Source organism: Psychrobacter sp. 1Y6, assembly GCF_052258385.2.
Classification (GTDB): Bacteria; Pseudomonadota; Gammaproteobacteria; order Pseudomonadales; family Moraxellaceae; genus Psychrobacter.
On record NZ_JBQQEW020000001.1, the window covers coordinates 2,813,570 to 2,825,856 of the forward strand.

At 43.2% G+C, this 12,287-nt stretch carries 7 protein-coding genes; 3 read left to right on the forward strand and 4 right to left on the reverse strand.

The window, feature by feature from the left end:
* Positions 1-136: 136 nt before the first annotated feature.
* On the forward strand, positions 137-991 hold the full coding sequence (gene copM / locus ACTXGF_RS25460; protein ID WP_443533470.1) for a CopM family metallochaperone: 855 nt from the start codon (positions 137-139) through the stop codon (positions 989-991).
* Between the two features lie 170 nt (positions 992-1,161).
* On the opposite strand, the gene ACTXGF_RS25465 is transcribed toward copM, so the two are convergent.
* Complete coding sequence (locus tag ACTXGF_RS25465) at positions 1,162-3,192, reverse strand: M61 family metallopeptidase (RefSeq protein WP_443533468.1); 2,031 nt, start codon at positions 3,190-3,192, stop codon at positions 1,162-1,164.
* A gap of 324 nt (positions 3,193-3,516) precedes the next feature.
* Between ACTXGF_RS25465 and ACTXGF_RS25470 the strand changes: the two genes are divergently transcribed.
* A complete protein-coding gene (locus ACTXGF_RS25470) occupies positions 3,517-4,002 on the forward strand; it encodes an FKBP-type peptidyl-prolyl cis-trans isomerase (RefSeq protein ID WP_057758283.1) in 486 nt (161 codons plus the stop codon).
* A 546-nt stretch (positions 4,003-4,548) separates the two neighbouring features.
* On the opposite strand, the gene ACTXGF_RS25475 is transcribed toward ACTXGF_RS25470, so the two are convergent.
* Entirely contained in the window at positions 4,549-6,759 is a 2,211-nt protein-coding gene (locus ACTXGF_RS25475) for a carboxy terminal-processing peptidase (RefSeq protein WP_102078101.1), read from the reverse strand.
* 428 nt (positions 6,760-7,187) lie between these two features.
* On the opposite strand from ACTXGF_RS25475, the gene nagZ reads away from it, so the two are divergent.
* Positions 7,188-8,264: a beta-N-acetylhexosaminidase gene (gene nagZ, locus ACTXGF_RS25480; protein WP_443533467.1), complete on the forward strand. Its 1,077-nt coding sequence runs from the start codon at positions 7,188-7,190 to the stop codon at positions 8,262-8,264.
* Positions 8,265-8,376: 112 nt separating this feature from the next.
* Here nagZ and ACTXGF_RS25485 read toward each other — a convergent pair whose 3' ends face one another.
* Positions 8,377-9,975, reverse strand: a complete 1,599-nt coding sequence (locus ACTXGF_RS25485; RefSeq protein WP_443533466.1) for an OmpA family protein — start codon at positions 9,973-9,975, stop codon at positions 8,377-8,379.
* 302 nt (positions 9,976-10,277) lie between these two features.
* Positions 10,278-11,924 carry a hypothetical protein gene (locus tag ACTXGF_RS25490; protein WP_443533465.1) on the reverse strand — a complete coding sequence of 549 codons (1,647 nt, stop codon included), beginning with the start codon at positions 11,922-11,924 and terminating at the stop codon, positions 10,278-10,280.
* Positions 11,925-12,287 lie beyond the last annotated feature (363 nt).

A 12,287-nucleotide genomic window follows, 5' to 3' on the forward strand; every position in this document is an offset into this window, starting at 1 on the left:
CACTAATATATTACGACTTCTTGAACATAGTGTCTCGAATGGGTAAGGTTTATCTGCTAACATTCAGCACGTAATTGATTATGTATAATAGGTATTATCCATTTATCGTTTGGTTTTTTCACAATAGGGATATGTCATGATTGCTTCTCGTCGTTTTCTTTCGTTGGTCACTAGCATTTCTGCGGCGCTTTTATTGAGCGCCTGTCAGCCAACGACTGAGGACAACCAATCAAATCCTGTAGAAGAAACCTCACCGCCAGTGACTGATATGCCACATGCTGAGCATGACGGTATGGCAGACGACACTCTAACAAATGACAGCGATAATAATGTCATTGATGAGTCTCAAATGAGCGATATGCTCAGAGACTATACGAGATCGATGACTAGAATGCATGACGAGATGATGATTGGGATGGGTTATAACGATCCTGATACCGCTTTTGCTAAAGGCATGCTGGGACATCATCGCGGCGCGGTAGAGATGGCAAAAATAGAGCTCAAGTATGGTACTGACGAAGCGATGCGCCAACTTGCTCAAGATGTCATCACAGCACAGCAAGCTGAAATAGACGTCTTAAACAAGTGGCTAGCTAGCCATCCTGATGCTGCCAAACCTAAGCCAAATACTGTGGCGATGCAGCAAGCATATGCTAAGAGCATGCAAAATATGCATGGCGAAATGACTTTGGGTGTGGCTGACCCCGCGCCTGATATGGCATTTGCACGCGGCATGCTACCGCATCATATTGCCGCTGTTGATATGGCAAAAGTTCAGCTCGAATATGGGACAGATGAAGAGATGCGTCAGTTGGCGCAAGACGTCATTGATAACCAGCAAACTGAAATTGATGTGATGAAAAACTGGATTGCTGCGCTTGAGGCTGCAAGTAGCAACGAAGACGATAGCTCTGTAGATGAAAATATTGAGCCTGAAACTACCGATAATAAGAACTCAGATAACCCAGATAACAGAGCTAAAGAGCAGTAAACGTATATCTTCTCGTTAACCTCTGACCTATCGAGCATTTAAGTTGCTTGGACACATCTACAATATTAAAAGTGATTTAGAAAACCCTCTTCTAAGCATGATTGCTCGGAAGAGGGTGTTTTATATGGAGGGATTTTTCATATGGAAAGATATTTGATGTAGCATTGAGGCTAGCGCTTCATAACATTAAGCCATGTCTCCCAACCTGCCTCACCTTTTAATTGCTCATTATCATTCTCTAGAGTCTTATCTCCTTTTGCTAAGCGTAGGCTTACTTTATGAGGAGGTACTGCTCCAGTCATGCCAGTTGTCTCATCTCGCGGCTTAACTTTAGTTGTCGTTTCGGGTCGAACTTGAACACACATTAGCTCATCACGGCGGAATAAATAGCATTCAACAGGGTGCGCTGTATTAACCAAGGCGGTAAGTTGTTTCGTATCTGCTTTGATGCCGTCAATCGCGATAATAACGTCATGTGCTGAAATACCAGCTCTAGCGGCAATACTACCTCGCATCACACGATTGACTTTGAGCCCAGCTGGCGTTTCGTTACATCGCATACCCCAAGGCACATGCTTGTCAGCCGTTTCTTTAGTATTCGCCTGTATTTTGACACCATTTGCCACTAGCAACGCTTCAATTGGCAGCTCTTCTACCCCATTGACGTAACGGCGTTCAAAATCTTCCCATTCTGCTAGCGGCATAAACTGCTCAATGACTGAGCCCATGTCAGCACTACTGATACCAATCCGCTTACTGTCGTTCTGCTTGGCTTGAGTATAAAAAGCTTTGACCACATCAAACAGACGATAACGACCATCACTATTTTTGAGTAAGATTAGATCCAGACATAGAGCGACCAACGCGCCTTTATTATAGTAACTGATACCCGCATTGCCTGTATTTTCATCAGTACGATACAGCTTAATCCAAGCATCAAAACTTGATTCTGCCACGCTTTGATTACCGCGCCCTGGGGTCTGATAATAGCGATTGATTTGCTCGGCTAGCAGTCGCAGATAATTGGCTTTATCAATCACGCCTGACGCTTGCAACATAAAGTCATCGATATAAGACGTAAACCCTTCGAACACCCAAAGTAATGGCGTAAATGCCTCACGGCGCAAATCGACATCAATCATAACATTAGGACGTACCGTCTTAACCCACCATGAATGAAAATACTCGTGACTACACAAGCCTAAAAACCGCTGATAATCTGTACTCGGTAGTTTTGGCTCATTGGCACTTGGCAAATCATTGCGCGGGGTAATAAGACTAGTAGAGTTGATATGTTCAAGCCCACCATAATCTTGACCGCTAGCAAAGGTCATAAAGGTATAATCATCAAATGGTGCATCGCCTAACCAATCTACGTAGGTCTGACAAATCTGAGTAATATCCTGCTGCAATCGACCTAGATTGGCATTCTGCTTGCCTGACAGGTAAAAGCTATGATGTAGCGTCTGATGCTCATTATCATGAATAATAAAATCAAACTTTTCTTGTTCCGCGATTTCGAATGGATAATCAATCAGCTCGTGATAATTGGCTGCCTGTAACTTGTAAAGGTACTGACGGTTAGCTTGCTGACTGCCTTTTTGCTGTTGATCAATCTGCAGGTGCGTAGCGTCCAAACCACAGGCTAACAGTACTTTGCTACTTTCTTTGTCTGTAAAAAATGTCTCAGGCACAATCAAGCTAACTTGGACAGGCGCTTGCTCTTGCCCTTCGACGGCGAGCGCAAGTGAGGTAAAATTGCCATAAAGTCGTTGCTGATCGACGTAGGCCGTACGCACGGACAGGTCATAGCAATAGACTTCGTACTCGATGATGACCGTCTGCCCAGCTTGCACAGTTGGCAGCTGCCATGTATTTTTGTCAATTTTTTGCGCGCGATAAGTCGCTGACTGCTCGTCACTATCCGCTGTTTGAGCCTCTAGTACTTGATAATGGACCGCCGTGATGTTTCGTGCAAACTCACGCATTAGATAACTGCCTGGTATCCACGCTGGCAACCAAAGCTGCGGCGCATCGGATACTGCTGTAAAGCTCAGTGATACATCGACCAAATGTTCAAAGAAACGGGCAAAATCAAATTGATAGCTTATATCAACGATCGTTTTAGCCTTAGTAGCATCGTGATTGGTTGAAACATTGCTCGCTGGTTGTTTAGTAGTGGTATTGGTAAATGCAGTCATCGTGTCTCTCATCCTTATTTTTATAATTATGCTAGAAGTCCTGCTCTAAAAAAGCAACTCCTAAACCATGAATAGCCAATAGCTATGCATTAACTATAGAAAATAGCAGTTATTATTGTAAATTGTGGCATTAATTGGCATTTTTTATGTTTTTTGCCTTGAAAGTTATGTGGGCCATCTCAATTAAAGATGCTAACTGCTAAAGTTACTTTAATAAACTGATGATAATTGACTAATGACGTGGCCTTTTGGCTTGCAGATTGGCTTTTTTAGGTTTATTGCAACCGTATTTAATTTTTTACATAGATATATTTAGGATATTTTATGACTACTATCGCAAAAGACACTGCCGTCAAATTCAATTACACACTAAAAGACGACGAAGGCAATATCCTTGACCAGTCACCAGAAGGTCAGCCACTTGCTTATCTACATGGTCACAGCAACATTATCCCAGGCCTAGAAGCACAATTAGAAGGTAAGTCTGCTGGCGAAAAAGTTAATGCCGTCGTTGAACCTGCTGATGGCTACGGCGAATACCAAGAGCAAGCAGTACAGCATGTACCACGTGACAACTTCCAAGGCGTTGATGACATTCAGCCTGGTATGCAGTTCCAGTCAGAAGCTGGCGGCCAAGTAATGTTGGTTACCGTAACTGCTGTAAACGATCAAGAAGTTACTGTTGATGCAAACCATCCATTGGCTGGCAAGCGTTTGACATTTGATGTTGAAATCCAAGAAGTACGTGCAGCAACTGAAGACGAACTAAACCATGGCCATGTACATGGTGCAGGTGGCGTTGAGCACTAATCTCTTCTAGAGTGTAGTGACAATGGTTAGATGATAAGTTATTAGATTTATCATCTAATCTAAAAGGCCAGTAGCCGATCAGGTTACTGGCCTTTTTTTATGCTTATCTCATGGTAAGTTTTGAATTAATGTAGATGTGCTCATCTATAAACTGAATGCTAATTCAGTATACAGTGCTGCTCAATTTAAATACTATCTACTTAGAGAATCCGCCACAAAAATTACTAGTCTCCAGACGTAACAAAGCCGCATAACGACAAGCGTCATGCGGCTTTTATTACCAACCATCCATGTTAGCGTTACGTGATACCTAATCCCGGGGTATCTCATAACTGACAGGCATCCAGCCTTATCATCCTTAATCAGCAAACTACTTATCCCTAGTACGACCTTTAAGATACCAATCCCTAGTATCAATGAACCGTTTCGTTCAATCGTGCCGTACAGTTATAGTCGCAGATTGACCCTTCGTTGGTAAGAGGTATAAACGTCAATCTATGTAAGCATATGCTTACATAGATTACGTAACGCTATAATAACTTCACATTATAGCTTCTCTTCAGGGCTAAGCATTGTCTTAGGTTCAGCGCTGAGCATAAGGTAAGCTGCCTCATTGATGAACGCTTCATCCTCTGGTAATTCTGGACGTTCAGCGGCTTTCATACGGCTACGTTCTTCAAATTTTGCGTCCATCGCTGCTTGATAAGTATTCCAGTTAGAGTATGGACGCTCACCAGTTGCGATAAGGCGTTTGTTTTCTGCTTCTAATGAGCGTTTCTCAATTAGTTGCATTTTGGCTCGGCGGCTATTGATATCTAAACGAACAGGTTTCTTTTCGTCATCCATGTTACGAATATCATTTAGTGTCGACAGATAAGTAAATTGCGGGTCTTTTTGTTGGCGAATCTTAGACTGCTGATTGAGCGTCGCCAACGTATCACTGGTAAACTTCCCTTCCGGCTTATACGGTGCTGTTCTGATAGTGTCCCAAGGCAATGCTTTTTTCTGAGCGCGCTCGCCAAAGGTCGCATCGTCATAGATATTGACTAGTTCAACGTCTGGTACGACCCCTTTATTTTGCGTACTACCGCCAGTAACACGATAAAACTTACGCTGAGTTAAGGTAGCAGATCCCAAGGCTAAGCTATCGAGCTGAATCTGCGCCGAGCCTTTACCAGTTGTCGTACTACCAACCACTAATCCGCGACCATAGTCTTGAATAGCAGCGGCAAAGATTTCACTGGCTGATGCCGATGCTAAATTGGTAATGACCGACATTTTGCCATCATACAGCTGCTCGCCGCCATCGTTGTCGCGGTATACTTGAATATTGCCGCGATTATCACGAATCTGTACCAGTGGTCCACTCTTGATAAAGAAACCTAGCATCTTGGCAACTTCATCCAATGAGCCGCCAGGGTTGTTTCTCAAATCAACCACTAGGCCATCGATATTTTGTTTATTCAACTCTTTTAGTGCTTTTTCAGTATCGATACTGACGCTACGATAGTCTTCACCATTGCGACGTGCACGATAGTTTAGATAAAAGCTCGGTATCTCAAGTACGCCAATACGCTTTGGCGTCTTATCAATATTAGGGCGCTGTACTTCTACCACTCGCTGAGTAACGCCTGACTCTTCTTGCTGAATGATGTCTCGTACTACCGTGACCGTACGGGCGCTAGCATCTGGGGTGTTAGGTTGACGTAGTTTCAGTGTGACCGATGTACCGCGTTTCCCGCGAATCAAGCTGACAATTTCACGCGTTGACCAGCCAACCACGTCCGTCATGGTTTCGCCATCTTTTGCGATACCAACGATCAAGTCATTGGGCTTAATCTGACCCGACTTGGCGGCTGGACCACCATCGACTAAGGTCACAATACGAGTATAGTCTGGATTTTTGCGATCTGGACGAATAGAGACACCTATGCCTTCTAACTGAAGACTAGACTGGATTTGCAGTTCGGTCGCTTGAATCGGTGCATAGTAATTACTATGCGGATCATAAGTGAGCATCGCCGTATTTAAGATGGTTTCCATGATTTCATCATCTTTAAGACGCTTAAACTGTTCTTGTTGACGAGACAAACGATTTTGTAAAATCTCATTCGGCGTACGCTCATCGTTACGTACCAAGTCTTGCCCACGAGTGATATCTGGGTTGCTTAAAAATACTTTCTCTTTGGCTTTTTCGTCTTCTTGACCGAGCGTAATACTCATCAACTGAAACTTTAGCTGACGTTCCCAGTAATCACGCTGCTCTTTTTTGGTTTTAAAATGGCCGAGTTTTTCGCGATCAAGAATGATTGTGTCATTACCTGTCAAATCAATATCTGTTTTGAGCATCTTGGTGGCCATCGCAAAGTACTCGTTTGAGCGTTTGCGGTAACGATCAAACACCTCTACCCCTGCAGATAGATCACCTTGTTTTAGACGAGCACCAAAGTCTTCAGCGTGTTTTTTCTTCAGCTCATCGACATCGGATTGCAAAAATAACGTATGGTTTGGGTCAAGGCTATCGATATACATTGATAGGATTTCGCTACCAGTCTTGCTATCTAAAGGCTGATTGAGATAATGACTGCGATCCAGCAAAGCGGCTACTTGACGGGTGGTGACCTTTTGCTCAGGGGTCTGAACGAAACTTCCCGTATTGGTCTCGGCGACTGCGGTACCGTAGCTTTGGGTTAAGATAATACCGGCGATGCCCACTGACGCTGCACTGAGTAACCACTGTGCTGGTTGTTTTTTCATCATATGTACCTAGTTATTTGAAGTTAATAGTATTGGGTAATTCATCAGAATTAGAAATGCTCGAATCTGTTATGACCTATAAATGCTGTGTTTTATTCTTATACTTTATGCATCATTAAATACTGATATATAGTCAAAAATCAATCAATATTATCATGCGCATAAATACTGAACTGTCTCAAACTGTATAAGCAATCTTACACGCTACACCTGTACATACCAAACTTTCTAGCATTTTTATCATACATAGTAATTGAGGGCTATCAACATCGATTTGATGACTGAATCTACTGGCTATTAGAAAATTGATTTGACCCCAATAATCGACCACATTATGCTCAATTAATAATAACTGTCATAATAAGATAGCCATAGATAATCAGTCACCCTCATAATATAACCATATATAAAATAATAAGGAATACGCGATGTACGGCGTTTTAATGATAGACATTGATAGTACTGCTTTGACCGCTGAAGATGTTAGCTTGATTAAACAAGCACAGGTCGGCGGAGTAATATTGTTTGGTCGTAACGTCACAGATGCGGCCCAAGTCAGAGCACTGTGCGACGATATACGTTATCACAATCAAGACATACTTATCGGTGTGGACCAAGAAGGTGGACGAGTCGCGAGGCTACGTGAAGGATTCACGCCCTTGCCTGCTATGGGTCGACTGGGTGAGCTATTCAATCAAGATCCAAGTCAGGCACTTAGCTGCGCCTACGATTGCGGTTATCTAATGGCAGCTGAAGTGCTGGCTGTAGGAATCGATCTTAGCTTTGCACCCGTACTGGATAGAGACGGTATTAGCCAAGTCATCGGTGATCGTAGCTTTCATCACGAGACGCAAGCCATCACTGCGCTTGCAACACAGTTTATGCGCGGTATGAAAGCCGCTGGTATGGCAACCACTGGTAAACACTTTCCCGGTCATGGTGCCATCGCTCCTGACTCGCACGTATCAGAAGCCATCGATACGCGTAGCTTAGATGAGATTATCAATAGCGACATGCAACCTTTTGCTCAAACACTACATAGTCTGGACGCTCTTATGCCAGCACATGTGATATTTTCGCAAGTAGACGACAAGCCAGCAGGATTCTCTAAAATTTGGCTACAAGATATCATTCGAGATGAGCTTAAATTTGATGGGGTATTATTCTCTGATGATTTATCGATGGCAGGTGCGAAGGCGGCTGGTGATGTCAGTGCTCGCGTAAAAGCGGCCATTGGTGCTGGTTGTGATATTGCCCTCGTATGCAACGACCGTGTGGCTGCTCATGAAGCTGCTAAAGCTGCGCAAGATCTGCCTTACCCTAACCAGCAACGTATCAAAACCATGCGCGGTAACATCCCAACATGGCAAGGCGATCTTGAATCTACCTGCCAGCAATTTGAATACTGGCAGCAAGCCAAGCAAAATGTTACTCAAACTTTTTTTGATGCGCAAGCTGATGGTCAGACTGCTAAAGAATCAACAGATCCTACTCTGTATAAATAATAGCTTGTTCAATTGTCATTGAGTAGCATGCAAAAAACCGCACCTTTATAAGATGCGGTTTTTGTCATTTAACTACTACTGCGTAGCTATAATCAAAATAAGAACAAATAGATTAATTAGTTGGGTCTACCGCAGTACCTTGGGTAGCATCATCGCCATCTGGTAACAAATCATCATTGTTACTATCTAATGGGTTCATATCTGGATCTAGCGAATCACCGTTTATCATCATGCCATCGTTTGCACTAACAACCTCGTCATTGACCATAAATTCAATACGGCGATTGCGGAAGCGACCTTGTTCGGTTGAATTATCTGCGATTGGTTCTGATTCGCCCATGCCTTTGGTCGTTAGTTTACTGGCATCAACCCCTTTAGACACTAGATACGCTTTCACTGACTCAGCACGCTCCTGAGACAGCTCCATATTATAGGTATCAGAGGCTTGACTGTCTGTATGACCGACAATCATCAGCTTCATATCAGGTACATTATTGATGATTTCTGCAGCACGGTCTAGCAGCGCCTTATTGACTTCAGGTATAACCGCTTCATCTACTTGGAAGTTAATCACCTGAATACTCAAAGCGCGAGCAACATCACGTGGATCTGGGTTTTCACCTAGATTGGTCATCGCCACATCTGCAGCAGCTAGACTATCATCAATCTCGCCTTGCAAGTCTAATGGACCTTCAGCTTGAACCGTCATAGCAGGAGCAGCTGCTTGCAAATCAGCAACCAACTTGTCCAACGCAGCTTTATCAGGAGCATTCACAGTAATGTTATCGCCTTTGATAATCATGCTCGCATTCGGTACATTCTTGATAATTGGTAATATCGTTGCCAATTGAGCGGATGCTGGCATATCTACTGCAAAGTTATCATCAACGTCAGCACGACATTTATTGGCTTCATCACCAAATGCACCAGTCAAGGCATTCATAACATTAGTTTGTAGTGTCTCATCACCCACGCTCATACGACAAGCATACAGCTCGCTATTTTCACCAGTTGCGATACTTAGTGATGCAGGCTCAATTGCGCCTGCAACCGCTAGTGCCTCATTACCTTGCGCCCCTTGCTGCACTGTAGCCGCTGGCGTTGCTACAGGTTCAGGGTTTTCTTGACAGCCTCTGAGTAGAGCCCAAGCCAATGCACCCAAGATAATCAAACCAATAATAGGTAGCAGCGCTTTCATAAAGCTCTCTTTTGGCTCTTCTTCTTTTTGTAGTGGCGCTGTACTGGTAGTATCAGAAATCGGTGTGCTAGCCGTAGTAGAAGTGGCAGCGACTGCACTAGCAGGCAAAACAGTACCCGCCCACGCAGGGATATGATGCTGATAACTGTTCAGGTTGTCATTCAAAAATTGCGGAACGGGTGTAGTACCAGCCAAGCTTTTGATCTCATGAAAAGCCAATGGCGCTGCCATCGCAATCAGACCGCGTGAAGCGGTTGCATCGACATTATGCTTGCCTGCCAATTCGCGAGAGATTTGGTCGCGGTGTGCTCCTTCTGTCCATACACGGTCATAAAAAGCATTATCATCACGGGCAATATTTTCATTAGCGAAGCGGCTAAAAGTATCGTTGTCTGCAAGACGAGCAGCAAAAATGGCATAAAACTGTTCTAATAGATTTTTCTTAGCTGGGCTACGGTCATCTTCTAATACGGCTGGGCTGACGGTGCGTGTCAAATGGCTAATAATATCCATAATATGGCTCTCCCCTCAATTTTTATTTATATCATTCGTTCGCTCAAAAAGCAGCTATATCATTCTTTTGTATTCAATCGTTATAGTATTAGATAATCATAGTGGCGATAAATTCATCAAACTACTTTGTTTGGTTTTGATTATTATAAAATTCTTAAGCTGCTATTCACAGTCTGTACGTTGTTGTGCAAATGATACAGTAAGTAATGTTTCGGTTGGCACACGTAACTGTAGTCAAGCTACATGAAAACATAGGCAATATAAAAAGACACACCATATAAAAAAGCGTGCCTTATAAAAAACTACCTAACTTGAGCTGGTTCAGCAACGATAACCGTGTTTGCCATCTCATCTACTTCTGAAGGTGAAAAAGGGCCTGGCGGTCTGGTCGTTTGATTATTCGAAGGAAAGTTGTTGGGAATATTACTCGCGCCATTGGTAGGCAGATTGTTGGGCGCATTATTAAAACTATTATTATTGTTAGGCAAAGGAGTTGGTATCACACGATCTCCAGTATCATCATCTGATGCTTGGTACTCGCCAGAGTTACTATTTACCCCATTATTGTTGAATTGATTATTAATCCCCACCCCATCATCTACAAACTGGTTATTTGCGTTTGCCATGTTGTTCGTAGCATCACCAATATTACTATTATCAGGCAATGGCAGTGGCGCTGTACTTTCGACCATTATCGCTGGTACTAAGCTTCGTATTTCTGTGACCAGTTTTTGCAGTAGCATATTGTCTGGCGCCTCCAGTGTGAGACGGTCATTTTGCACATGTAAACGTGCAAATGGTGTTGATCTAAGCATCGTCAATACATTGGGCAGTGTCTCCGCAGGCATATTAGCGATTGAGGTTGCTACCCCATCCTGTATGTTCAATGCACAAATACTTGCCTGTTCGCCAAAGCTTGTGTTGAGTGCCTGTTGCAACGTACTTTGCAGTGCAGCATCGCCAACGGTCGCGCTACAAGTGTACAAGTTGCCGCCGTTATCTACACCGACAATAATCTCAACAGGAGTCGTTATTGGTACAGGAGGCACGGGTGCTGGCGGTGGTTCAACAGGTGACGTGGCCACAGGCTCTACTGGTATTTCATTATTGGGTTTCACTAACAATGCCCATGCCGCTAGTGCAAGCGCGGTAAGGGCTACTATTAATAAAAACACACGTATTAGTAGATCGTTTCGTTGATTGCGAGTGCGTACTTGTGCATGCTTCAAGTTACTGTTTTCTGCCAGATGATAGGCTGCTGGATTGGCATGAATAGCATCACTATTGGCAATCGTATCGTTATCTAACGCTTCAGTGTTTACGCGCTCAGCAGTTGATATTTGCTCTATACTTTCTGCATCAGTGTTCGTTATTGGTGTGACTATGCCAGCTATGCCAGTATCTAAAGTAGCGTCGTCAAGTCTATTTGATATGTCGTCACTTACTGGCACGTGTACTGGCACATGGTCATCATCTGAACCAAAGCCTGTTTGTATTTGCTGACTAACGCCTTGAGGAGCCGTAATCACAACTGCAGCCCAGATAGGTAAATATGGGCGTAAAGCAGCCTGTTTCTCTTGTAAAAATGCTAGCAAAAATTGCCCATTGGCCAATACTTTTAGCTCACGATATGCCAATGGGGTAGCACTAATCAGTAATTGCTCAGTTGTCTGTTCATCAATGTGATGGGTGGCTGACAATTCTTGGACAATAGTCTCTTGCATGCTTTTATCTTGCCATATTTGTTCAAATAGAGGGCTTTCATTATTAGTGCTAGTAATTACTTGGTCAGTACGCAGCAGCTGTGAGTAAACCTGTGGCACAGCTAGGCGCGCAGCCAAAACAGCATAAAACTGCTCAAGTAAACTGACATAGGCGACATTATTGCTGTCATCATTACCCATTACAGCTGGGGTTACCGTTTGTTCTAGCTGGTCAATAATGTTCATAATCCACTGCCTCTATCAGCCTTATTTGAATGTGCAAAATTAAGCACCTATTTTATTTTTGTCCATGTCACTTGTGTATTTTGCTTCTTTGTCTAAAAGACTCATTGCAGCGCGGATGAATGAACACTACTTTCGTCTTTAACCTTGCTTTAAAAGTTTCACTTATGTTGCATGGTACACTGCTACATTATTCACTATAACCGCATAAAAAAGCATCGTTTTGTCACACAATAGGTATTCGCGTTATCGCAACTGCTGTTAGTATTAGTCTATTGCTAATGGTTAGTACTTAATACGGATCAGACGTCAAACTTATTTTTTACTCAGCCGTAACGCTTAGGCTTTGAATATTGTCATTTGTAG